The following is a 25534-nucleotide window of genomic DNA, read 5'->3' as shown; positions in this document are numbered from 1 at the left end:
ACTATCTTGGAGCCACAAGTTCTACCTTAATTCGGTCAGGATCTTCAAAATAAACAGCATAGTGATCCTTTCCTCCAGCTAAAGGGTGATTTTCAGGATAAAGAATAGTTATTCCTTTTTCTTTTAATTTGTTTGTCATTTCATCTATGTGCTCCCGTGAACTTGCATGAAATGCCAGATGATTAAGTCCTACTCGGCATCGATGATACGGAATATCTAAAAATCTGTCCTCAGCTTGGACAAAAACTATGTATGTCTCATCCATTTTCCAGCTTCGTCCATTTTCCCAGTCTTGAAAAGATGAGTATCCTAATTCTTCTAGAAACCATCCCCAAAAGTCTACTGTCCTACTTAAATCTGAAACATATATTTCAATATGATGAAGTAACCCCTTTGCCATATATAGCTCCCCTTATGCGTCTTCTAGTTTTTATCATTCCTCACGAAACTTTACATCAAATAGATAATCAGATGAGATGGTACCTTCGAAACTTTCTTCTCTTAGATTTCCTTGATCATCTCTTTTTTCTCCCGTTTTCTTCATTGCAAATGTTGAGATATAATAGGCTTCAACTGGTAACCTTTCATCATCTAATACTTGTATTTCTCCATTTAATAAGAAATAATGAGTGCCGTTTTCTACTGCAAAATTCGTTCGTTCTCCTGTACTTCGGATCACATAGGAGGAAAAGTCACCCTTTAAATGAGTAATATCTTTAATATCAAGAACATCCAAATTTTCAAAGAAATGTTCAGCATCAATCAATCGATTGTATTGGAGCCAGGTATCAAGCTTACTATTCGTAACTTGATACCTACTCTTATTAATATCGTATCGAATTTGATAAAGGACAAAACTATTGCCATTTTGTCTGGGTAGCTGCCAGCTTAAGTCTGTGATCCTACCATCTTTAAGATACTCTACTCTAAAATCCTCAAGCCTGAAATTTTGGTTCTCTAGCTTTAATTTTTGCTTAATAAGTTCATATTCATTTTTAAAGTTCATCGTATACACTGAACCAAGTTTATGTTCGATAAATAGTGGGCGGCTTTGCCATTCTTGATTGGCAATTGGCAATATCCAATGGACCAGGATAAATGAGAGTACACCGAATATAGCTGCCAATCGTTTTATATCTATGTTTAACGAAGGTCGAAAAAATATCAGGTACACGATAAACCCTAGAGGAAGTGGAATTTGATTGAAATTAAAAGCAAATGAACCTAATATAAAGTATCCAATTATTTTCAACGGAAAATAGGATTCTGCTTCACTCTTTTTCAGTACTAAAAATATAAAACTAACAACTAATAGAACTGAGTATACAATAGATGCCATTTTGCCCCCCTCTCTAGTAGGAAAACTCTTTGATCGAAATCCGATCTGTAAAACTATTTTTTATCTCGGTGTATTAAGTTTTATTGAAAAAAACCGCACTTAATAATTATACTATCATTCCTAACATTACAGCATAGCCTGAAAATACTTCATTCCCGTCAAAACTACTACAAATTGCTATGCCAGCAATTCCACCCACAACCAGCTTATCGTTTTAATCTTTTTGTAGTTTGATTAATATATTTCAAGACATTTTAATTACTTCTTCGTTTATCCACCCACATTACTCGCAAAGATGAGGTAATTTTTTAAAAATCATTTATTGTGGAAATGATATTTTTTAATATTTCTATAGATTTAATTGGTTCGTTATCAAGCTCTAAACTGTGATTTCCACCTTCCACTACATTTAATATAAGATTTTGGTTGTTTTTCAATTTTTTAAAGCGTTCTTCAATGTAACAACTATCCTTATCTCCAATCATACACAGTCCTTTATTTTCACTTCTAACCATTGCATTAAATACGTCGCTTCTTTGTAGTAATGGCGTCAACCACACTAGTTTTGCTTCTTTTAACGTTGGATGATCCTGCAAATTGCTCAACGCAATCGTACCTATTGATTTTGCCACAACATAATATTTACTGTATTTTTTGCCCTTGGTTGCGTTTTCAATTGTTTGTTGTACATCATTTGCGAAATCCTTTTCATTTAGAGCAGCCATTTCTTGCCTGCTAAATTGATAGTTAATGTGTAATACATCAAAGCCTTTCGAGTAAAATACCCCTGTTGTAAAGTGTAACAATGGAGCTTGTGTTGTGTAACCAGCCCCTGGTAAGACAATAACTAAACGATCTGTTTCATCACTTTGTTCTATTAATCTATAAGGAATATTTTTAGAACCACTTATTTTATTAGTCATCATTTCCACACTCCCAAAGTTTTTTATATACTCATTGCCCAATTTTTCTTTTTATGTATCTCATCTCACTTCGCTGACCCCACTACATGAGTGTTTTTGTCATAATATAGTCCGTTTGTTCCTCATCACCCATGTAAAAAGAGTGAGCGCCAGTTTGAACAAACCCTAATTTCTTATAAAAAGCAATCGCATTTTCATTCTTTTCCCAAACGCCTAGCCATATTTTCTTTTTATTCGTTTCCTGCGTAATTTCAATCGCTTTACTATATAGATATTTACCCAGACCGTGTTTTTGAAATTTGTTCTTTATATAAATCCGCTCGATTTCAAGTGAGTCATTCCCCATTTCTTCCGACTGAGCATCATTAGTATTGACCTTCAAGTATCCAGCGAGTTCATTTTGAAAATAGACAAAATAGAATTGCGATGACATGTTGGATAATTCTTGTTCCAATTGTTTTAGGTTAAAGGCCTTTTCCAAATAAGCATTCATATTTTCGGGTGAATTTTGATCCTTAAACGTCTCATTAAATGTTTCACAACTAATTTCTTGAAGTGTCTGTAAGTCTTCTAGGTTACATTGTTTAATATGAATTGACATTAAGTTATTTCTCCCCTTTTAAAAAATCAATCACTCTTCCATACTAACATAATATTCCAAAAATACGATTGAAAATTCCCATGTAAAAAGACGACCAGATAGATCGTCTTGTTTACCTCTTTCCTATTTAGTTTGAGACATCCAATACACAAACAGGATAGTTTCAAAATCCTTAAATCTAATATTCTCTCTCAGTGCTCCTTTTTTCTATAACAATGGTTGCTCCAACAAGAATCAGAGTAAATACGATTAGAAATATAGGAAATACATTCATACTGTACCCTTGAAAAATTGTTCCTAATAAAGGTGGTAATACAGTGATTCCAACATAACCTGCAGCTACTTGATATCCTATAATTGCACTCGAATGACCTTCACCAAATCTTCTTGGTGTTTCGTGAATCATTGTTGGAAAAATAGCAGCACACCCAAGACCAATAAGGATAAAACCGCAGTATAATACTATATCAGTACCAAAAGCAACAATAAGAATTCCAATAAGTAGAGATATTTCGCTTAACAACAACAGCTTTTGATTGGATAACCAAAAAGTTATGAATCCTGAAATTATTCTTCCCACTGTTACGCTTGCAAAAAACATTGATATGATGAAACTTGCATTCACTACCGATAACGATTTCACGTCGATCAAGTAACTACTCCCCCATAAAAAAATAGTTCCTTCTAGTCCAACATAAAATACGAAAGATAATAAAGATAAGATTACTCCCGTCTGTTTTAAAACATTTCGAGAAGAACTAGTACTTTTTTCAGTTTCTTTGGATACCTTTTTTTCATTTTGCTTCCAAAGAGGAAGTGACAGGAAGAGAATGATGGCTAGTAGCAATTGAATGCCACCAATAACCAAGTACCCGCTTCTCCACGAAAATTCATTATTTAACATTACACCCATAATAATTGGGCCCGACGTTGCACCTACTCCCCAAAAAGCATGCAACCAGTTCATATGATGTGCCTTGAAGTTAACAGCCACATAATCATTTACAGATGCATCAATCGCTCCAGCTCCAAAACCTAAAGGTAATGCTGCAAGTATTACCAAATAAAAATTATGTGAAAACCCAAAACCAATCAAACCTATTACACTAAGCAATACACTTGCTAATACTAGTTTACCGGTTCCAATTTTTGTCGTAAATCGAACTGCTTGTAAACTAGAAATAACCGTACAAATGGCCATCATCATTGAGATGACACCAGCTGCACTATATGTAACTCGAAAATCTTCCACCATTTCAGGCCAGGTTACTCCTAAAAGTGAATCCGGTAAGCCTAAACTGATATAGGTAGAATAGATGATAAAAATAAAAAATATTTTTTTACGCACGTAATTGCCTCCATATTTCCTTATGCCCAACCTTCAGACGATTAACATCTAACAATCTATTTTTCGTTTGCATCCAAAGTATAACAAAAATGCGAGATTAACACCTTTCATTTTATGAATATATTAAAGAATAGCTTAATCATTTTTATAATAAAGGCTTTTTTCTAAAAGATTGTTGCTTTTAGATGTAGGTGATTTCCGCTCCTGGCACTCGCTTTCCGCGGGCGATCCACAAGCCTCCTCAACGAAATGTGAAGGCGGCTTGCACAGAAACGAGAAAATTGGCCGACTAAAGCGCCACGTCCTGTGGCGAAGTCGGCACTAGCACGTCCTGTGCGTCGGAGACTCCGACAAAGAGGCGTATTTTGCCTCTGAAGGAGGAGTTGAAATTTCTCGAGTTTCTAGCCGCTGCAACTGGACAAGTCGCTATGTCACTGCGGGGTCTCGCTTGGCTCGCTATACCCGCAGGACGTTGAATTACTTCCTCGAAGCTACACCGCACGAAGAAAATGCTTGCACTTTCGAGGATCTCGTACCATCCACTGAAATCACTAAGATGGACATTAATATATCCTTTACACAATCGGATCAAAGTGCAACAAAGTTTACGAAAACAGCCATAATAAAAAAGCCTTACCCCATTGGGCAAAGCAATCATTTATTTAACCCGTTTGCAGTTATTTAGTAACGTTAGTCCTTATCTTTGAGTTTAAATTTTGGATGTATTTATCTAGTTTACCATTAGAAACATACTCTTGTTTTACATGGGTTGGCAATATACCTTTGATTAATCAATTACCTTAAATCGATAGTAAATTCTCAAAATTGTGAGTACCAATCCAATGATAAAAGTGATTACCAAAAAAATCATCCCTGAAGGAAACAGACCAAACGCATCAATAATCGTGGAACTGTTATTCTTTAAAGTCGGGACAATAAATAATAACCAGCCAATTCCCACAACAGGTATCAATTGAGGAATCAATCGGAAATAGAATCGCCATGCTCCATTTTTTTTACGTTTTTCTGACCATTTTTTACTTCTTAGAATTCCTCTGATTCCTAAAAACAAATAAACCAGTGTCAACACACCAAGTGAATAATCAATGATTTTAGGTGTTGGGGCTTTTAATTCCGGAGCATATCCTTCCGTCAATTGTATGATACCAGAACTTATCTCATACGAGTGTTCGAAAGTAGTTGTGAAACTATTAAGTAATACAGCAACTGCGTAACCACTACTCGGCACGATATCTTGTTGAGATTGGAAGGTAGATATGGATCCACTATGTGATATACGTGCTGGTTTAATATTGGGTGAGCTAATCGACCAACCAAGCCCATATTTTTCACTTCCAGGTTGTGGTGAATACGATGCTTTTAGTAACTTTTGCGATAATAATGGTTCCCCATTCTCATTTTTCCCTTCACTCGTATGCATTGAGAGCCATTTCCCCATATCACTAGCTGTTGTAAAGATGCTTCCCGAACCACTAAACATTTTTTCGAGCTCCGTCCAAGGTATTGCATTGCCATATAAGGTGACAAATCCACGAGATATTCCATATTCTTCGATGTCTTCTGAATTTACTAATGAGATTGAATCGTTCATTCCGATCGGTAAGAATACATTTTGATTTAAATAATCATTAAATGTCATGCCGCTTATTTTTTCTACTAAAAATGCCAGGGTCCAGTAGTTTGCATTACTGTATGCATATTGCTTTCCTGGATCCGATTGTAGCTTCCAATCATGGAAACGTTCTACTCCCTCTTTTAATGTATTCGCCTGGGCTACAATGGTCGGGTTCGGCACCCCAGAGGTGTGACTTAATAATTGTCGTACTGTTATCTGCTTCCATCTTTCGTCATCAAATGTAAGCTCTGGTAGGTATTGTACGATTGGGTCGTCCAGCTTTATTTTCCCTTCATCAACCAATTGTAAAACAGCAAATGCAGTAAATGGCTTAGTACCAGAAGCAATCCCCATTTTTGACTTTGCTGTCAATGGGTTGCCTTCAGAATCATGCCCATATCCTTTTTCGTATATCACTTTCCCATCCTTAACGATTACGATGGCTGCACCAGGCAGTCCATTTTTTTCTATATAATTTGAAACGTATTCGTCAACATCGGCTGTATCAAGTGATGGAGCTGCCTGAGTTGATACAGGTACGAAAAGAAAATTCATGATTACAAGAATCAATCCTATTTTTTTACACATAATCATCCTCCAAATTATTGAATTCGTTATGGTTGAATTGGTCGAGTTACATTCATTCATAATTACTACATAGTATCCAATGTCCAAAAATAAAAAGACCATCCGTTCGATGATCCTCCCTTGTAGCAGTGTGTTAAATTGGCTCTCTTTATACTTTTTCCCTAAATTTCTTCCTAATCATATCTATTTTTCATTTCTTACATTCTAAAGTAAGAGATATTATGATTCTCCATTCAAATGATAGATTATTTGCACAACGCCAGATGAAAACGATCTTGTATGATCCATTTTTAAATTTACCCTATGTTTTAGATCAGTAAACAAAGGTTTTCCTTCTCCCAATACAACTGGGTGAATCGATAACCTAAATTCATCAACAAGTCCTAAATTAATAAATGTTGTAATGAGACTTGCTCCACCATATAACCAGATGTCTTTACCAGGTTTTTTCTTCAATTCATTTATTTCTTCAACGATCTTTTCATTTATAAATTTCACTTGATCATCCGTCTTTTTTGTTCGGGAAAACACGTATTTCTCTTTACTATGAACCAATTTCCAAATTTCCTTTTCAGAATCAGACTCTCCATTTTGCGGAGTATACTGCCCCCATAAATCATAGCTTTTTCTACCATATAAAATAGTATCAATTTGATTTAAGAAATCAGTAAATTTCATATCAGGGTCCATAATGCACCAATCTATTTCTCCGTTTTTCCCCTCAATAAAGCCATCTAATGTAACTGCTAAATCTAGAATAATTCGTCTCTGTTTAGTGTGATTCGTCATAGTTCTCGATCCTTTCTTCTCAAATAGACACTTTCCCTTATATTCTACATATCATATGGCTTTCCATATCTAACTAGCACATGCCACAAAAGTTTTAATTCCTGAAGTACCTCCCTGAAACTACCACGGTCGATCCAATTTTGAGGATTACGGTAAAGGTCCATGACGGCACAACCAATTATAGCCGCATTGATACAATTATTTTGTGCAATCCGGGCTGCTAGTGAAGGCATGGCTGAGCCTCTGAAGTTAGAAGGAACTTCAACTGCCTGAAGTACAAATCCTCTATGCCACAATAATTCAATCGAATATTTAAGACATAGTTCTTCTAAGGTGGTTCCGATATTTGTCTCTTTAAAAGAAGGGTCCGCAACAAGAACTTCCACGTCTTCCTTAAGTGAAATATCTCCATGGACTTGGGCTTCTATGTAATGATTAAGGTTACGTTTTGGTTCCTTTTTTTCGTCGGTTATTACGCCTTTTTGAAGATTCACCAATAAATGATCGATTAATTTTGTTGGTGTTAGCTCTCTTTCTCCGATTGCAAATTCCCTAGAGAATGTCTCCTCTAAGAGTGCTGCAAGAATCATATTAAACTCTTCATAAGTCCCCTTCTCCTTAGGTTCTTGGTGAGAATCTAAGTACGTAAACGTAGAACGAGTTGATACTTTGGGGTATAGAAGAAAGTAGCATGAGCCAAAACGTGGAGCTGGCCCGTCTGAATGTAACATTATATTCAATGCACCATATTTTGGACGTTGATGACTGGTGGTACCCTCTGTTTGATAGGCTCCTCCAAACATTCGCTTTTCCCAAAGATCACGTTCGCCACCTGGAAGAGCTGATACACTCCCATTTGATATTAGAGTTTCGAATTGGCTTTTATATATTCCCTGTTCTAGAAGTGCTTCAGCAACATTCTTCATCGTTGAATCTGGCCGATCGGGATGAAAATGGATTCCAATTCGTGCATAATTTTTCAAATTTAGGACTGCTGTTCTGAAAACAGTGCTTGGGATATTCGACATTTTTAGTATATGGTTTATTAATTCATTAGCTTCACGATTATGGTTCTTTGCATAATTAGTAATATAGTCCAAAGCTAGCTGCTGAACCCTCGTTAGTTTCCCCACGTGAAGTTCCTCCTTCCATTATAGAGATTCACTTATATGCAATTTAATTCCAAAAAAGAACCTCTCCCCATCCTACTGTACATACTATTAACTGTTCTCGAAAATTTAGTTGTTTACCTTCTTTTTTGGGGAACAATACATTAGAGGTGGTTAAATTGATAAAAAAGGTACTCGTTTTTCTCTTTATTTTTCAATTACTATCAACAAGTGGTATTGCTCAAACAAATCAGCAAATACAAATATTAGATATAGATCAAGACAAAGTTATAAAAACTGTACAACTAACCAACGCAGATGTACAGCAAGAAGTAGAGAAATTTCTTAAGGGAATAACAGGCGTTTATGCGAAATATAATCCTATTCCCTCTAACGGATACATGGTAAGAATTCCATTAGAACCAACTATTATGATAAGAAATAAATGGTTTGATGACCTTGTCGATGAAGTAACCATTATTCTACCTAGTCAAGAGGATCCATATTTAATGCTGTTTAATGACGAGAACCAACCATTTTTCTTAACCTTCGAAGGTAACACAGAAAAACTCTTGGAAATATTGGACTTTAATCCAGAACAGTAATTCCGCTTTAATCATGTACATTATAAAAACATCTTACTCAGGGAAAGATTAGCAAGAGGTGATTGGAATGGATAAAGAAGAATTAAAACTCACGTCGGCTGAAATAGGAACGCTATGGGGAGAATATGTAGACGGAACCGCTGTTGATACTGTAAATAAATATATGTTATCCATTATTGAAGATGAGAAAATTAAAGAGGTATTTGAAGATGCCATTAAGATTTTCGCATCACAAAAAAGTCAAATAAAAACATTCATTGAAAATCAAGAATTTCCTGTTCCGATAGGATTTACTGATTCTGACCTTAATAAGACGACCAAAAGATTATTCTCTGACATCTTCTGTTTGCACTATCTACATATAATGACCCTTCATGGTATATTAGGTCATTCTACTGCCCTTAGTTCTTCCGTAAGAAAAGACCTAAGACACTTTTATCAATCATGTTGTAATGATGGAATGAATATGTACAATAGAACAATTGAATTACTATTGGAAAAGGGACATTTTCAAAGAGACCCCTATTTTTATCCGGCAAAAGGACCGGAATATGTTTCAGGTCAAAAATTCTTAGGTGATTTTTTCGGAGATCAACGGCCATTAGCTGCTACAGAAATAATTGCTTTATCTCTTAATATAAAAAAGAAAATACTGGAAAAGTCACTATCTATTGGATTTAGCCAAGTAACCCAATCACTGGAAGTTAGAAAATTTTTGGAGAAAGCAGAAAGGGCATCAGATCAACAAATTCAAGCACTGAGTAAATTACTTAAAGATGATAATTTGCCTGTTCCCATGTCCTGGGAAACAGAGGTCACGAACTCTCAAGATTCACCTTTTTCCGATAAGTTAATGATGTTTCATATAGGTTTCTTACTGCAATCAGCACAATCTTATCACGGTGCAGGTCTAGCTTCTGCCATGAGATTTGACCTCGCAGCAACTTATGAAAAAATCATATTAAAAAATCTAATGATAACCAAAGAGTGGTTTAATATCATGTCTAAAAATAAATGGATTGAACAACCACCACTTGCTCCAAATCGAAAAGATATTGCAAAAAATAAGTAAAGATGTCCTTGAACTGGGGCATCTTATTTTCTTTGGATCATTGTTATGTACTCAAAATAGTATGTAATATCCTTTCAATGATAACCAAACGACCAGATAATAAGCACGATACTCGCTATCCCCCAAGCTGTTGTTCCACCTACAACCAAATCTAAGATTGAGTAGAAGCGCGTTTCCTCATTTCTATATTTCTTTTAATTATTGCCAAGACAACAAATCCGATTATTATAATACAAATCGTTATCCCAAGAAATACATCCACTTCAACCCCTCTTTCTTTAGAACTTTATGGTTCTTCCAATAATATGTAACAAATAGATCATTAGTGAATATATCACTATCCCGAATGTGAAATTTATGGGGTGAGTTTGCAAATTAATTCCGTGTATTTCGTTATACAATTCATTTTGTTGTTGAGACCATAAAGTGATAAATATAGTAATCACCATTAATATTAATGCTAAAATTGCTTTTTTATGAAAGGTTACGTTAACAAAACTGTGTTTTAACGCATTTGCCAACTTTCCTTTTCTATGAGCTACTGTTTCCGATTTTCTTTGGATGGGAGCTAAAAATTAAAATAATAAACCTCCCCATACAATAGCCATCACGACCAAACTTGTATAATCCATGTAAAGTGAAACCCCTTCCTACAAATTGACTCAGAAATTCCCCTTTTAGTCTTTAATGATTTATGCTTTACTAATTCTACTTATTTTAGCGAATTTCCTTTTTTTTAAGATGAATAAGAAAACTGTTTGCATCAATCCAAACGGTCTCCTTGTAACAAAAAAAGCGATAACCCTTCAATGGATTATCGCACCTTTCGTTCAAATAAGATAAACGTTAGAAGAAAATGAGAAGTAATGCCCCTACTAAGAAACAATAATATGTAAAATAAGATAGTTTCCCACTTTTCATGATTCCCATAAACCACTTCAACGCAATATAGGTCATTAACAGTGTTGCGATAAATGCAGCTAAATACGGAATGGCTAAGTCCGCTTTATTTGGTTCGTTTAAAAAATCAGAAATGCCAAGAATAACTCCCCCGAGGCTCACGGGAATATACAACATAAATGAAAATCGAAGAGCCGTATCTGATTTCATTCCAACAGCAACGGCAGAAATAATGGTTGCACCTGAACGACTGATACCTGGTGTTAATGCGACAGCCTGCCCCAGTCCAACAATTAATGCATCCTTCATTGTTAAATCACTCTCGCCTTTATTCCCTTTCATATTGCGTATTAACCACAAGGCAATCCCTGTGATGAAAAGCATCAGTGCAATCGTCGTCATACTAACATTTTCTGCTATAAAGTCACTTAATAATATCCCAAGAACACCTGCCGGGATAGTGCCTATTACAATAAAGAAAACAAACCGAAAGTCACTCTTATAACGAAAATCTTTCGTTTTTACATAAAGAATTGAATTTACTGCAAGTCTTGCGATATCTTTTCGATAAATAAAAAGTATCGCAAATAGTGAAGCTGTATTTGTTAAGATAGCAAAAGTAAATCCTTGTTCACCAAGCCCCAAAATTTCACTAGCAATCATGACTTGCCCACTTGATGACACCGGAATTGGTTCTGTAAAGCCTTGTACTAACCCAACAATAATCATTTTGATTATTAATATGATATCCAGATCCCCCATTGTTACCTCCTCATAAAACAAATAATAGGTCGACGCAATCGGACCTATTCTTAAATATAATATACTTAAATGAGAATAACCATCGATTAATCTTACAATTAAGCGGACTAATCTAACATTATTGTCACGAAAGTTAATGAATTAAAATGAACTCCCTTCACAACTCTATCAACCTGAAAAAATTCATTATGTAAAGTGGAGTTTTTCACATTTTTGTCACATACTGTTTTATCTTCTTTTGACTTATTTTGTCGAAGGGCTTTTCATTATGTAAAAAAATTTGCATAATAGTGTTTGTATTTGTTTTTTTGAAGCGTTAAATAAATAAAGAGGTGTAGAAATTGTTACAGGAAAATACGCAGTTTAATAGGGAATCTATTATTATATCAATCGTTCGAAAAAGAGATGAAATGATCCGCCTTGCTAGTTCAAATGGACTTTTAAATACAGAGACAATTAAATGCAGTCAAGAACTTGATAAACTATTAAATGTTTTTAATAACTATAAAAATTAATATCCGCATGGTGTCCAACTTCAACTACCAAATGTCATTCAATCGTGACACCAATTTATTTTTCCCAACTAATTCTATTAGCTAAAGTCTTCTATTATAAAACTTCAATTCACCTTCTGCGATAATTACTCAAATAAGAAAAAGAGTTGCCTATCATCTCGGATCTACAACTCTAACTCTTTTCCTATTATTTTTAATAGATTGGTCCTATATGGTTTGGGACGAGGGACCTGTCCCCGTGACCCATTTCAAGATCGGAAGCGACTTAGGAATTGTTGAAGGCGTTCGCTTTCGGTATTTTCTAGGACTTCTTCGGGTGTTCCTTGTTCGGCGATTACGCCGTTTTCTAAGAAAATAATTCGGTCTGCGACGTCACGTGCGAAATCCATTTCATGGGTGACCAAGACCATTGCCATTTCTCCTTCTTTGGCGATTTCACGGATCACTTCCAGTACTTCACCTACTAACTCTGGGTCAAGGGCTGAGGTTACTTCATCAAAAAGCATCACTTTTGGGCGCATGACGAGTGCGCGTGCCATCGCTACCCGTTGTTTTTGACCACCTGATAGCTGATTCGGATAGTTTTCCAATTTATCACCTAGACCAACTTTTTCTAACATTTCGATTGAATTCTTCTTCGCCTCTTCCTTGGATTCTCCCTTCACATTAATAGGACCCGTCATACAATTTTCTAAGATTGTCATATGCGGAAACAAATTAAAGTGCTGGAATACCATTCCGATATCTCCTCTAATCTGCCTTAAGTGCTTTTCATTAGCTCTAACTAATTCACCTTTTTTCTCCATCTGCCAGAGGTTTTGGCCATTTACCTCAATGACCCCTGAAGTTGGTTCTTCCAATGTCATCAATAACCGAATAATCGTCGTTTTACCAGACCCGCTCGGTCCGATCAGTGCAATCTTTTCAGCAGGTGCGATATCTAAGTTAATTCCTTTTAAGACATCGACCTCATCGAAAGATTTCGTCACATTTTTATAGGTTACAATCGGCTCAGCCATCGATAGCCACTCCCTTTTTTACATTTTTAGCTCCTGTTGGATCTTTCTTATCAAATCGTCGGTTCATCTTGTTTTCTAATTTTTTGATTAAGATTGCTGATGGATAACTTAATAGCAGGAAGAAAATAGCCACGAATGTATATGGTTCTAAATACGCCCAATTCCTTGCACCAAATTTATCCGCCATAAGCAACATGCCTGCAACCCCAACTGTCGATGTCAATGGGACCTCCTTGAACATGATGATTAAATAATTCCCCAGCATTGGGATGATCGGAGGAATGGCTTGTGGAAGGATGACCTTTGTCCATCTATCCCTCACAGACATATTTAAAGCAATTGAGGCTTCCCATTGCCCTTTATCAACAGATTGAATACCAGAACGATAGATTTCAGAGATGTATGTACTGTAGTGAACCCCTAGTCCTAACACCGCAACAGTAAATGGACTTAAACTCACGCCTACATATGGAACCATCGGTAACCCAAAAAACAAGAAAAACAATTGCACAAGTGGCGGTGTCGAACGAATAAACTCAAGCACAAATGACACAACCCACTGAAAGGGTTTAAACGGGATTCGTTTAAGAGTAACCCAAACAAAACCAAACACCATCGCAAAAAGATAACAGGCAATTGTTACCCCAAGGGTCACCCACAACCCTTTAAAAATCATCGGAAGTGATCCAAAAAACATATTCCAATCCCACATTATTCACTAGCCACTCCCTTCGATGATTGTTTTTCCGCCCACTTCGTTAAACCAATTAAAGGTAAGGCGATAATAAAATAGAATACTAGAATTAGTAAGTAGACAGTAGGCGTAGAAGAAAGATTGGTATTTGTATAAAGTTGGCCTTTATACACAATATCAGCCAAGCCTACGAGTGATATGAGAGAGGTTGCCTTTAACATTTGTATCAAATAATTGCCGAATTCCGGAAGCATCATCCGTACCGCTTGCGGCAAAATGACAATTCTCATCCTCTGAAAGCGTGACATATTCAGAGCAATCGCTGCCTCTGTTTGTCCGTGTGCAACGGATAGAATGGAACCACGAACGGTTTCTGACATATAGGCACCATAATTCATTGAAATGGCAATCACACAAGCCCAAAATTCAGAACCTAAATCAATCCCAAACAAAATTGGCAATGCATAGAAAAACCAAAACAATTGAATGATTAAAGAAGTGCCACGGAAAATTTCGACGAAAAAACCTGAAAATTTTCGGATAAAGATATTCTTCGATAATCGACCAAACCCTGCTAAAAAAGCAACTAGAAAGGAGAAGAATGCAGATGTAACTAATATCGTAATCGTAATATTCAAACCTTGAAGTAAAATTGAAAAGATCTCACCTATTTGACTAATTGGAATCACCTCGTTTTTGATTAAACCTGTGGAATTGCGTTTTATTTCATGGAATTGCGCGTTAATCTTCGGAATTACGTTTTGTGCATCGGAAATGTTTTTTATTTCACGGAATTGAATTTTATATCGCACAATCCTGCTATAACTATCCAAATCTTGATTCAAACCAAACCCACTAAAAAACAGATCCCCCATTGGGAGACCTGTCGACTTTTCCCCGTGTTATTTTAAACTTTCAATCACTTGTTCCGTTGTTAAATCGTTTGGAACAAGGTTGCCTTCACCAAAACCAGATGGGGTAATGAGATCAAGAATCTCTCCACTTTCTTTAAGCTTCTTCAGTTCTGCATTGTATGCCTCTACGAGTTCATCGTTACCTTTTGCAAAGCCAGCTGCACCATAACTTGGTACACCCTTGATATCAGGTTGCTCAAAATCTTCCACAAATTCTAATGCATCTTGATCAGAAGATTCTAAGGCCATTTTCACCGTCATTTCTGTCCCTGTTGTCGCTTGAGCACGACCTGATTGCACAGCTGAGAATGTAGCTGGAATGTCAGCAACCTCAAGAATCTGGTCTTCACTAACACCCATTTCAGTTAAAAACTCTATTTCAGTTGTCCCAGACATGACCGCCACAACTACATCAGGATTATTAGCAATATCCGTGTAACTATGAAGATCTAATGGATTTCCTTTTTCAACAATTAAACCTTCGCCATATTGAATTTCCGGTTCACCAAATTGCACTTGTTCTGCACGTTCTGGCAAAATTGCCATTCCTGCTGTGATGACATCAAATTTGCCAGCCTTTACTCCTGGAATGAGTTGATTCCACTCTGCAATTTGACCTTCTACATTTTCAATTCCCATATTGTGAAAAACCTTTGTAGCAATCTCAACGGCTGCTCCTTTTAATTCTCCTGTTTTAGCATCTTGATAAGCATATGGCGGTTCATTTGAAAAACCAATTCTAACGGTTCCTTTTTCTTTCAGCTCTTCTAGTAAACTTGAAGAATCACTACTAGACTTTCCTCCCTCAGTTGATCCACCTGCTTCCTGACCGGTTCCACAAGCTGTCATCATTCCCATGATAAATACTAAAAATAAAATTGATAATGTTTTTTTCATGTACCTATATACCCCCTGAGTTTTTTATTCTAGAAAAGATTCTGATTGGCAATACTTGTTCAAATTGATTTTTGAAACGAAAGTACCACGAACAATGACGTCATATAAAATTGTATATCTTTTTTGAATACTTGCTCAAATGCCATATTATTGGATAATTCGGGATATATTGGGATTATTCATGTTATGGACTGCTGACTAGGGGATTATGTAAACATGCTCCTTTAGATTCATAAATGGTAACAAATGCTTCAAAATTGAAAGCACCTGCTACAAGCCATGGCCACCAGTCTCTATAAATAATAGAAAAGTAAGAATCTCCTATTCTTGAAAAAATAATAAATCATTTCCACTTCAAAATTTTACTTGAAAGTTTTTAAATTCTATCGTAATATTATTTAAGTAAATCGAAATCATTACGATTTGTTGAAATCAAAGAGCCTAATAAATGCACCAAGTAAAATGAACATTCATTTTTTTTAGTTTATTAATCGTAATGATTACGATATACATTTTACATATACCGAGTAAATCGGAATGATTATGATTGAGAGGGAAATTGATGAAAATTAAGCACGGTATTGCATTTTTCGTTTTATTAGCAACCACATTTTTGTTTGGGTGTGTCCAAGAAAACAAAACGGGTATAATTGAAGCAAAAAACACTCCTACACCATCTGAACGTCTTAAAATCTACACCACAGTCTTTCCATTACAGGATTTTACAGAAAAAATTGGTGGTGAACATGTAGAGGTTTTAAGTGTGTTCCCTACAGGTGCTGACGCTCACACATTCGAACCCACTCCAAAAACAATGGTAAGGATTGCGGAAGCGGATGCTCTTATTTATGTTGGTGCAGGTGTAGAAGGCTTCATTGATGCAGCCATTAAAACATTCGAAAATGAAAAGGTGCAATTGGTTAAGGCTACGCAAAATATGGAACTTTCGAAAGCACAAGAAGAATACGAATTACTTAATGATGAGGAGATAACTGAAACTGAACACGACCACCACCAATTTGATTCAAATATTGAAAAAAGCAACAGCCATGATGAACACGAGGTACAAGTTGACAGTGATACTGGTACGGAAGATCTCCATCATCATGGAAATGTTGATCCACATGTTTGGTTAGATCCTCTTTTAGCTCGAGAGTTGGCTGAAAATATTCTTCATATACTTGAGGAATTAAAACCAGAGGCTAAAAAAGACTTTGAAAAACATTTTGATGGACTAGTAAAAAACTTGCATTTATTAGACCAAGAATTCATGGAAGTTGTGAACGAGTCTTCTAGGAAAGAAATAGTAGTATCCCATGCAGCTTACGGTTATTGGGAATCAAGGTATGGTATAAAGCAAATTAGTGTTTCCGGATTATCTCCCACAAATGAGCCTACCCAAAAGGATTTAACACGCATTATTAACCTAGCAAAAGAACATAACATCAAGTTTGTGATATTTGAGCAAAATCTTACTTCAAAAGTTTCTGAAATGGTAAAAAACGAAATCAACGCAGAAGCTCTAACTCTCCATAACCTGGAATCAGCTACAGAAGAGGATATTAAAAACAATGCTGATTATTTTAGCATTATGAGACAAAATCTAGAAACATTGAAAACAGCTTTGCATTAATCAAAAATAGCATAGGTCCTTTGGGACTTATGCTATGTAAATCTACTTGTCAGCGCTTTTTTTGTTAAACCATTTCCATATCCCCAACGAAATATATAATGTAATAAACATGGAAATCGAGCTCCAATACCATCTCCAATTTATATATTCAATTGTATCTGTATATCTTTCAAGTATCACTTCTATACCTGTTAATAAAGAAACTATTATACTTGTAAATAAAAGTCCTCTTAACTTTGATTTTCGTGGATAATATAAATTATATAATGCACTAACGATTGGGAACGCAAAGTATTCAAATGTAAAACTAGTTCGAGCTGCATCATCAAAGAGACGAACTGGATAACTGATCAAATTAAACTCGGATACAAGAAAGCCTAATGGCCATGTGATTGTTTGCATAATAAGAAAGCCAATAATGGCTAAGCGAAGTTTCGAAACTGGTACTAAAAAACAGAATAATAAGATTCCTATTATCCATGAAGATAAAAGGATTATTATTTCTATCAATATATACCTCACCCTTTTCCAGAGCAAGATCATTATAGGTGGGTGTTCTAGGTGTTGTTACTCAAATAATCTCAATCTTCTTTATATTCCATATTTTATATTAGCTATACTTTTTGTGCTTGTCTATAGAAATTAGGCAAAATTACTATATAAAATATAACTTTTTTACTATATTCATATAAAAAGGTAATATATGGGACTTTATTACTATTTTATGTAAAAAAAGAAAGCATTACTTTTTTTGTAATGCTCTTTAATAATTAGAATTTGTTTACTGATTGCTTGAGAAATTTGAATATATTCAAACCTAAAAATTCGTATTTAGGATTTACAAACTTTAGCATTTTCTGATCCTCTTTTTCATTTTAGGCTACTTATATTCCACAATAAAACCCACTAATATTCACTTATCTATGCCTTTGTATCAGGCTCTTTTCTAAAAGATTATTTCTTTTAAATGTAGAGTGATTTCCGCTCCTGGTACTCGCTTTCCGCGGGCGATCCGCAAGCCTCCTCAACGAAATGTGAAGGCGGCTTGCACAGAAACGAGAAAATTGGCCGACTAAAGCGCCACGTCCTGTGGCGAAGTCGGCACTAGCACGTCCTGTGCGTCGGAGACTCCGACAAAGAGGCGTATTTTGCCTCTGAAGGAGGAGTTGAAATTTCTCGAGTTTCTAGCCGCTGCAACTGGACAAGTCGTTATGTCACTGCGGGGTCTCTTCTTGCACGCTATTCCCGCGGGACGTTGAATTTGCTTCCTTGAACATACACCGCACGAAGAAAATGCCAGCATTTTCGAGGATCTCGTACCATCCACTGAAATCACTGGATGGACAATAATATATCCTCTGCACAAATCGGATAAAGGAGCAACAAAGTTTACGAAAAAAGCCTTGTAATAGGCTGTATTAAGGGACGTTAAAAAATGCTTATAAGAAATATTTTATTTATTTCTTTGACGTTTCGAATTTAGTACCTTTATCCCTCGTTCTACATAGGGATCCATGATTTCTTTTGGAACCATGCTGCCTCCCGTTGCCCATGATATATGAACAGCATCCTTTATTTTTTCTGTTAAATTATTTTTCATGATATAAAGTCTTCCTTCTGGTTCAGCAAACAATCGAGCTGGGCCAGCTATTCCCGCTAATGCAGAGGGTTCCAAGTAGATATTTTCTGTTTGAGACAACATACTGAGATAAGCAAATAACTGATCGTCTTCCACCGTATAGACCCCACTAATTAACTGCTCCAATGTTTTGCCAACAAAGCCCGAAGGCCTGCCAACAGCTAAGCCATCAGCAGCCGTTTTGTTATCGATGCCAAAATCTTGGACTGAAATCTTATCATGTTGCTCGGTTAATAAGCCTAATAACATACAAGGTGAATGCGTCGGTTCGGCAAAAAAACAGTGGACATGATTTTTGAAAAGTAGCTTTAGACCAAAAGCCACACCACCTGGCCCGCCACCAACTCCACAAGGAAGGTACACAAACAATGGACGATTTTCATCAATGGTAATATTCATCGTTTCCAATTGTTTTTTAAGTCTTGATGCTGCAACGGCATATCCTAAGAATAAATTGGTCGAATTTTCATCATCAATAAAATAACTATTAGGATCTTCCTCAGACTGTTTTCTCCCCTGTTCAACTGCAACACTATAGTCTAATTCATGTTCGACTACTGTTACACCCTTACTCCGGAGCAGAGCTTTTTTCCATTGTTTTGCATCGACTGACATATGAACCGTTACGTTAAAACCTAGCTTTGCACTTATAATTCCAATACTTAATCCTAAATTCCCAGTAGAACCCACAACGATAGAATACTTGGAGAAGAACTGTGTAAAGGTATCACTGTCCAGTTTGCTATAATCATCATCAGTAGATAGAAGATTATTATCTAAGGCTAAATCTTCTGCATGCTTCAAAACCTCATAAATACCGCCCCTTGCTTTAATTGAGCCAGAAATCGGTAGGTGACTATCACATTTTAAGAGCAGTTTTCCTTCTATTTTTTCAGTAAACAAACTCTCAAGGGAACGCTGCATCACAGGAATTTCTTTTAAAGGCGATTCGATAATTCCATTCATTTCCCTCGTTTCTGGAAAAGCACTTGCAAGATATGATGAAAATCTCTTTAACCTCTCTTCCGCATCACGGACATCCTCGATTCCTAAAGAAACATGTTGAATCGCTCTTTCAAAATCTATGTACTTTGGATTGTTCCAAAACACTTCCTCTGTTAGCAGGAGTTTTTCTAATAATGGATAAGTTTGTATCCATTCGTCTATTGTTTTTCCTAATATCGTATCCATCTCAACACCCCTTTGAAATTGGTAGCTATATATGTATAGAGTAACAGAATGTATTTACTTTAATTTAGAAGAGGTTGAACAAATCGTCAATAAATAAAACCGATTTCCCGTTTGGAAAATCGGTTTTATATCAATTGTAGTTTATCATTGACTATACATCCCGCTTTTTAAAACTATAAATTGAAAGTACCACAATAAGTACTCCATATAACAATGCATACCAAATCATCACATTACTAGGATTTGAGATACTCGTGAACATCCCACCTTGTGCCATAGACAATGGGTTATCCGTCGTATCAAATAATAAGATTGTCATTTTACGATAGATTGAATCGATTGGAAATACGAGACTCATCACGATCCCGATATTTACAAGTGTCATTTTTTCGATTAGTGCACCAAATTGTTCAATAAAACCTCCTATAAACGCCGCGCCATATAAGATTATGGAAACAATGCCTGCATTCAAGGTAGTCATTCGTGTACTTAAAAATAATCCAAATGCAATCAAGACAAATGGCTGAATCGCAAATACACTCACAGCTTTCAGTATCTGCATTGGCATAAAGTCTAAATCCATCCACTCCGTTCCAATTCCTTGGTGAATGAGGATAATACTAAAAAATAATCCGATAGCGTAAGAGATTAAGAGTAAACCTAATCCTATAAATTTGCCCAAAACAAATCTAGCTCTAGATATTGGGCGCATTAACCAAGTATCAATTTGGTGACTTGCTACTTCGCCTGAAATAGCACTAACACTAGACAATATTGTAAGAAGAGCAATGATAAATGATGAGAAATAAAGTCCGACACCCAAAAATTGTGAAGCTACGAACTGCTGCATTAAGAAGGCTTGTGTTCCAGCGTTATTCCCCGCTCCCGGTGTTTCCTTACCAATAAAATAAATAGCCGTACCGTAAAGAGCCAGAAATATGAGCGTCATAATAATCGTAATTAAAAAGATTCGCTTTGATACCATTTCTTTAAAGGTTAATTTACTGATTGTCCACATAAGCGTTCTCCTTTTTCTGGTTCACCCAATACATGAAAACATCCTCTAAATGAGGGATTATGGGTTTCACTTCAAAGATTGAAACTTGGTTTGAAGCTAAGAATTGAATGAGTCTTGGTATATCGGATTCAAGCTCAAGTTGCAAACCCCATCTTGTTCGACCCTCTTCAACTTTTATTTTCTGATAACGTGTCACAAATGACGGCATTGAGGCATTTATTGGTTTATCCGTTACAACCTCCACTTTTGCTTCCGTCATCATTAACTCTCTCCATGGTCCCTGTACAACCATCTCACCTTGATGAACAATCGAAACATGATCACACACTGACTCTACTTCATACAACAAATGACTATTTAAGAACACTGTTTTACCTTGGTCTCGCAGATATACCATAAGGTCTCTGACATCTTTGCGTCCTATTGGGTCAAGTGCAGATGTTGGTTCATCAAGAAAGACTACCTTCGGATCATTTAATATAGCACAAGCAAGGCCAATCCGTTGAGACATTCCCTTTGAAAATCCACTAATCTTACCATTCTCTCTTCCTGTCATTCCAACTAACTCGATGACTTCATCAATTCGTTTGTTTCGCTCACGAACTGGTATCCTACATAATTCAGCATGACTTTGTAACAATTGTCTACCAGTTAACCAATCTGGGTAACGAAATAACTCTGGCAGATATCCTACTTGTTCCCGTGATTTTGTCGTTCCAATCGGTTCTCCAAGAATATAACCTTCACCACTTGTAGGGCGTAGTAACCCAAGAAGTGTACGAACGAACGTGCTTTTCCCAGAACCATTCGGTCCTAAAAAACCGTATACCATTCCTTCCCCTACCGACAAAGTTACATCAGATATTCCACCTTTTCCATTGTACGTTTTCGTTAAAGAACTCGTTTGGATAACGTTCATTCTCTTCCTCCTTGTTGTTTATTAAGAAAAGTTCAGAGTAACCTAAATCACTCTGAACTCTTCAAATCATTTACTTCATTTTTTTAATTAATTCCATTAGTTCCTCTGCACCCATTTTACTTTGAGTATAGATAACATGGATATTGCTATTTTCCTGCCATACCATATAGGAGTCCTCTTTACTTTCTACTACAAATCCAGGAGCATTTCCTACACGAACTTCAGTCATGGTAGAACCTTCTCTTTCTACATGAGGAATAGGCAATGTCGTCTCAATATGATCGATGTCTGCGAGCTGTGTCTTCACATTTTCAGGTAAAAATGGTAGAGATAGCAGTGTAGCTTTTAACTCATCTACCGAAACTCCTTCAGGAACTTGGATTTCTGGAGATTTTGTACGCATATATCTGATATGTTGCTCGTTCTGCGTGTAATCCGTTTCTATTGCATCAAAGGTTGAAACAGAAAACGATTGTTTATCTAAAACTGCTTCGAATTGTTGTTCTGAACCTAATTGAGATAATAGTTGATTTGCTTTTTCGACGTTTAAAGTAAAGGTAATAGTTGTTGCTGGAGTCACACTTACTGCTTCAACCTCATATTCTCCTAATTCAGGCACAGAGTAGCCAGCTTCTACAGCTGATTGATACGTATCAAAGAACTTCGGCTCCCCTGCTATCTCAGACATTTCGAGTTTTCCAATTCCCGCCAAGTCTAACGAACCTTCTTTATTTTCACGAACCCAATTCTCAATTTCACTAATATCACTTTGCGTCAACTTCACCATCTCAAGTTGATTCACACGAAATAATGATAAAAATTCATTAGCTTCTACTCGAACTTGAGGAATTGCAAATGAGCTAAAAATAGCGGCTGCTGTAACCCCACTAATAAGTAAACGTTTTGTTTTAGTTTTCAATGTACTCCATTCCTTTCAAACTTTGTTTATTCGTTAGATTGATTATAAGATATTATTTATTGTTTTTCAATAAATATTTAATTATCATTAATATATTATTATCGATTCACCAAATAAATTTCAAAAAAAAAGACTAGGAATTTATCTTTTCCTAGTCTTTAGCTATATCTAAAATATACTTCATTGTTCAAATGGTGCTTTTTAGTTATTCAGGTTGTTCTGCTGAGCGATTTGAATAAGGTTTCCGCAAGTGTCATCGAAGACAGCTATTGTTACTGGACCAGCATTTGTCGGTTCCTTTGTAAACTTCACACCAAGCTCCTTTAATCGTTCGTATTCAGTTTGAATATTTTCTACTCCAAACATAGTAGCTGGGATGCCTTCAGCATATAACTTTTGTTGATACTCTTTGGCAGTGGGATTGTTATTTGGTTCGAGCACAAGCTCAGTACCTTGCTGATCTTCGGGAGATACAACTGTGATCCATCTAAATTCTCCCACGGGAACGTCATGCTTTTTTACAAACCCCAGAGTCTCAGAATAGAACTTCAGTGCCTTATCTTGATCCTCTACAAATAAACTAGTCACTATGATTTTCATCCTGTTTACCTCCATCGATATTTCCTATGAAAAAATCTTGGTTATTGTCAACAATCAAAGAATCCTGTTGCCAATATATCATAACATTTTTATCAGAATGGTTGAAATGAGGTCTATCTTCAATATGATGCACACTTTGTAATAGAATCAACCCATAAATAAATTTGTCTATTGTTTGTAACTACCGTTTATTCATTAGGCTCAAATTTAGGTAAATTGATTATCGCCTTAAATAAATCTCCATCAACGTGTATGGTAAATCTGCCTTTTTGAAGTTCAATAAGATTTCTCGCAATCGAGAGTCCTAATCCGCTACCTTGACTGTTTCTGGATTCATCGCCTCTTTTGAAACGCTCCATTAATTCGTCTGCAGTGATATTTAACTCATAGGCTGAGATGTTTTTAAAGCTGATTCGGATATCATTGTCCATGTCCTCAATATCTATATCTACCCTTGATCGTTCAAGTGCATATTTAAAAATATTCGATAAGATGTTCTCGATGGACCTCCATAATAATTTCCCATCAGCAGTAACATATACTTTATAGTCTGGATGATTCAGCTTAATATTTAAGTCCATTGCTTCTATCTTATCATTCACTTCCCCAAGACCTTGGGTAATTAATGACACAATATCAATTTTATCTAGTTGTACTGGAATATTTCCACTAGATGCTTTCGATGCTTCAAATAAATCATCTGTTAGCAGTTTTAACCTTTGTGCTTTCTGATCAAGTACTTCTAAATATTCACTTGCTTTTACTTGATCTTTTTCATGTTTTAATAAATCTACGTACGTGATTATCGAAGTTAACGGATTTCTAATATCATGTGAGACATTGGTAATAAGCTCTGTTTTTAATCGTTCACTTTTCAACTCACTATCTACCGCTTTTTTCAACCCATCCGTAATGCTGTTGACATTTGATGAAAGTTTTGCAAATTCTCCATTTCCGACAACCTCGATTCGATGATGAAGATTACCATCCTTGACAATCTCGATTCCTTTTTGAATGTTTTGGAAGGCCTTGACCTTTTTATAAGCAAACCAAGCGACAAGCCCAATTGTAATTGGAAACATGAAAAAAGTAATAGCGATCAATAGTGGATAGCCAATTACAACTAATACGGTTTTTACAGCAATGCTTCCGCTTTTATAGACATCACCAAAAAATTTCACAAGTTTGTAGATGATTGTATAGATCAATGTGTGCTTAAGAAGTGTTTTATTTTTTACATGCTTCACAAGGAGCAGTAGCAATATTAATTCCAAAATCGCAAATGGAATGGTGATGATGGTGAACATATTCGTCATATTTTCAAACACGTCATCCACTAACATTATCCATAGTGGAATGAGAAGAATACACATCACAATACTTATGTCATTGTATAGTCTTTCTACCGGACGGAAGGTTATGATGCTAGACTAAAAAGTAGACACAGATTGTTATAATAAATATATCAACTATAACGAGGTGTGTCTGTATGGCAAGAGGTAAACGATACGATGAAGCTTTTAAAATTGAAACAGTAAAGTATATCAGTGAAAACAATAAAGCTGTAGCTCAGGTAGCTAGAGAAATTGGTGTCAACGAGAATACTGTACATGGCTGGGTGAAAAGGTATGGTCAGCAACCAGAAATTAAGGCTGTAAAATCTTTTTCATCAGAAGAGGCTGAATTAAAGGCCCTTCAGAAGGAAATACGCGATCTAAAGGAGGAAAATGAAATCTTAAAAAAGGCGATGCACTACTTCGCGAAAAGCCCTCGGTAAAATATGAATTTATTCATGAAAACCGCTCCCACTTCCGAGTGGAGAAGATGTGCAGCGTTCTGGGAGTTTCCAAAAGTGGATACTTTAAATGGCTAAAACGACCTAAAAGTGATAGGCAGAAAAAACA

General features: G+C 36.0%; 25 protein-coding genes. 5 read left to right on the top strand and 20 right to left on the bottom strand.

Going from position 1 to position 25534, the window contains the following annotated elements; translation table 11 throughout:
* Position 1: 1 nt before the first annotated feature.
* The 8 genes from ACR65M_RS02565 to ACR65M_RS02530 form a co-directional block, all read right to left on the bottom strand.
* The gene (locus ACR65M_RS02565) at positions 2 to 400 is read right to left on the bottom strand and encodes a VOC family protein (RefSeq protein WP_440272473.1); all 399 of its coding nucleotides are present in this window, start codon (positions 398 to 400) and stop codon (positions 2 to 4) included.
* 33 nt (positions 401 to 433) lie between these two features.
* Positions 434 to 1339: a hypothetical protein gene (locus ACR65M_RS02560; protein WP_440272472.1), complete on the bottom strand. Its 906-nt coding sequence runs from the start codon at positions 1337 to 1339 to the stop codon at positions 434 to 436.
* A gap of 308 nt (positions 1340 to 1647) precedes the next feature.
* Positions 1648 to 2265, bottom strand: coding sequence for an alpha/beta hydrolase (locus ACR65M_RS02555; protein WP_440272502.1), 618 nt, complete (start codon positions 2263 to 2265; stop codon positions 1648 to 1650).
* 79 nt (positions 2266 to 2344) lie between these two features.
* Entirely contained in the window at positions 2345 to 2863 is a 519-nt protein-coding gene (gene paiA, locus ACR65M_RS02550) for a spermidine/spermine N(1)-acetyltransferase (protein WP_440272471.1), read from the bottom strand.
* 178 nt (positions 2864 to 3041) lie between these two features.
* On the bottom strand, positions 3042 to 4211 hold the full coding sequence (locus tag ACR65M_RS02545; RefSeq protein WP_440272470.1) for an MFS transporter: 1170 nt from the start codon (positions 4209 to 4211) through the stop codon (positions 3042 to 3044).
* 787 nt (positions 4212 to 4998) lie between these two features.
* Positions 4999 to 6435 carry a serine hydrolase domain-containing protein gene (locus tag ACR65M_RS02540; protein WP_440272469.1) on the bottom strand — a complete coding sequence of 479 codons (1437 nt, stop codon included), beginning with the start codon at positions 6433 to 6435 and terminating at the stop codon, positions 4999 to 5001.
* Between the two features lie 219 nt (positions 6436 to 6654).
* Positions 6655 to 7224 (bottom strand): dihydrofolate reductase family protein, encoded by a 570-nt coding sequence (locus ACR65M_RS02535; protein ID WP_440272468.1) that lies wholly within the window; start codon positions 7222 to 7224, stop codon positions 6655 to 6657.
* Between the two features lie 44 nt (positions 7225 to 7268).
* A complete protein-coding gene (locus tag ACR65M_RS02530) occupies positions 7269 to 8357 on the bottom strand; it encodes a DUF3626 domain-containing protein (protein WP_440272467.1) in 1089 nt (362 codons plus the stop codon).
* A 155-nt stretch (positions 8358 to 8512) separates the two neighbouring features.
* Here ACR65M_RS02530 and ACR65M_RS02525 point away from each other — a divergent pair, with 155 nt between their 5' ends.
* Together ACR65M_RS02525 and ACR65M_RS02520 are read left to right on the top strand one after the other, a co-directional pair.
* Positions 8513 to 8938: a hypothetical protein gene (locus ACR65M_RS02525; protein WP_440272466.1), complete on the top strand. Its 426-nt coding sequence runs from the start codon at positions 8513 to 8515 to the stop codon at positions 8936 to 8938.
* 67 nt (positions 8939 to 9005) lie between these two features.
* Positions 9006 to 10010 carry a DUF3231 family protein gene (locus tag ACR65M_RS02520; RefSeq protein WP_440272465.1) on the top strand — a complete coding sequence of 335 codons (1005 nt, stop codon included), beginning with the start codon at positions 9006 to 9008 and terminating at the stop codon, positions 10008 to 10010.
* 846 nt (positions 10011 to 10856) lie between these two features.
* Here ACR65M_RS02520 and ACR65M_RS02515 read toward each other — a convergent pair.
* Positions 10857 to 11672, bottom strand: coding sequence for an undecaprenyl-diphosphate phosphatase (locus ACR65M_RS02515; RefSeq protein ID WP_440272464.1), 816 nt, complete (start codon positions 11670 to 11672; stop codon positions 10857 to 10859).
* 341 nt (positions 11673 to 12013) lie between these two features.
* Between ACR65M_RS02515 and ACR65M_RS02510 the strand changes: the two genes are divergently transcribed.
* Positions 12014 to 12187 carry an aspartyl-phosphate phosphatase Spo0E family protein gene (locus tag ACR65M_RS02510; RefSeq protein WP_341331216.1) on the top strand — a complete coding sequence of 58 codons (174 nt, stop codon included), beginning with the start codon at positions 12014 to 12016 and terminating at the stop codon, positions 12185 to 12187.
* A gap of 248 nt (positions 12188 to 12435) precedes the next feature.
* Here the strand turns inward: ACR65M_RS02510 and ehuA are convergent, their stop codons facing one another.
* From ehuA to ehuB, 4 genes are all read right to left on the bottom strand, one after another.
* Positions 12436 to 13206 (bottom strand): ectoine/hydroxyectoine ABC transporter ATP-binding protein EhuA, encoded by a 771-nt coding sequence (gene ehuA, locus ACR65M_RS02505; protein WP_121448097.1) that lies wholly within the window; start codon positions 13204 to 13206, stop codon positions 12436 to 12438.
* Positions 13199 to 13903, bottom strand: coding sequence for an ectoine/hydroxyectoine ABC transporter permease subunit EhuD (ehuD, locus tag ACR65M_RS02500; RefSeq protein ID WP_440272463.1), 705 nt, complete (start codon positions 13901 to 13903; stop codon positions 13199 to 13201). Before ehuD ends, ehuA begins: the two co-directional genes overlap by 8 nt.
* 14 nt (positions 13904 to 13917) lie before the next feature.
* Positions 13918 to 14580, bottom strand: coding sequence for an amino acid ABC transporter permease (locus ACR65M_RS02495; protein ID WP_440272501.1), 663 nt, complete (start codon positions 14578 to 14580; stop codon positions 13918 to 13920).
* Between the two features lie 222 nt (positions 14581 to 14802).
* A complete protein-coding gene (gene ehuB / locus ACR65M_RS02490) occupies positions 14803 to 15711 on the bottom strand; it encodes an ectoine/hydroxyectoine ABC transporter substrate-binding protein EhuB (protein WP_341331213.1) in 909 nt (302 codons plus the stop codon).
* 562 nt (positions 15712 to 16273) lie between these two features.
* Here ehuB and ACR65M_RS02485 point away from each other — a divergent pair.
* Positions 16274 to 17344 (top strand): metal ABC transporter solute-binding protein, Zn/Mn family, encoded by a 1071-nt coding sequence (locus tag ACR65M_RS02485; RefSeq protein ID WP_440272462.1) that lies wholly within the window; start codon positions 16274 to 16276, stop codon positions 17342 to 17344.
* 42 nt (positions 17345 to 17386) lie between these two features.
* Here ACR65M_RS02485 and ACR65M_RS02480 read toward each other — a convergent pair whose 3' ends face one another.
* From ACR65M_RS02480 to ACR65M_RS02450, 7 genes are all read right to left on the bottom strand, one after another.
* Positions 17387 to 17854, bottom strand: coding sequence for a CBO0543 family protein (locus ACR65M_RS02480; RefSeq protein ID WP_440272461.1), 468 nt, complete (start codon positions 17852 to 17854; stop codon positions 17387 to 17389).
* Positions 17855 to 18797: 943 nt separating this feature from the next.
* Entirely contained in the window at positions 18798 to 20174 is a 1377-nt protein-coding gene (gene dsdA / locus ACR65M_RS02475) for a D-serine ammonia-lyase (protein WP_440272460.1), read from the bottom strand.
* A 151-nt stretch (positions 20175 to 20325) separates the two neighbouring features.
* Positions 20326 to 21192: an ABC transporter permease subunit gene (locus ACR65M_RS02470; RefSeq protein ID WP_440272459.1), complete on the bottom strand. Its 867-nt coding sequence runs from the start codon at positions 21190 to 21192 to the stop codon at positions 20326 to 20328.
* Entirely contained in the window at positions 21176 to 22111 is a 936-nt protein-coding gene (locus ACR65M_RS02465; protein ID WP_440272458.1) for an ABC transporter ATP-binding protein, read from the bottom strand. The genes ACR65M_RS02470 and ACR65M_RS02465 overlap by 17 nt, the downstream gene beginning before the upstream one ends.
* A gap of 70 nt (positions 22112 to 22181) precedes the next feature.
* Positions 22182 to 23030 carry a hypothetical protein gene (locus ACR65M_RS02460; protein ID WP_440272457.1) on the bottom strand — a complete coding sequence of 283 codons (849 nt, stop codon included), beginning with the start codon at positions 23028 to 23030 and terminating at the stop codon, positions 22182 to 22184.
* Positions 23031 to 23231: 201 nt separating this feature from the next.
* Positions 23232 to 23630, bottom strand: coding sequence for a methylglyoxalase (gene glxB / locus ACR65M_RS02455; protein WP_440272456.1), 399 nt, complete (start codon positions 23628 to 23630; stop codon positions 23232 to 23234).
* A gap of 188 nt (positions 23631 to 23818) precedes the next feature.
* Complete coding sequence (locus tag ACR65M_RS02450; protein WP_440272455.1) at positions 23819 to 24973, bottom strand: sensor histidine kinase; 1155 nt, start codon at positions 24971 to 24973, stop codon at positions 23819 to 23821.
* 146 nt (positions 24974 to 25119) lie between these two features.
* Between ACR65M_RS02450 and ACR65M_RS02445 the strand changes: the two genes are divergently transcribed.
* The gene (locus ACR65M_RS02445; RefSeq protein ID WP_440272454.1) at positions 25120 to 25407 is read left to right on the top strand and encodes a transposase; all 288 of its coding nucleotides are present in this window, start codon (positions 25120 to 25122) and stop codon (positions 25405 to 25407) included.
* Positions 25408 to 25534: the final 127 nt, after the last annotated feature.

The organism is Ferdinandcohnia sp. SAFN-114, from assembly GCF_059415045.1.
Note: the sequence above shows the minus strand (reverse complement) of the source record. Positions and strands in the feature narration are given on the sequence as shown.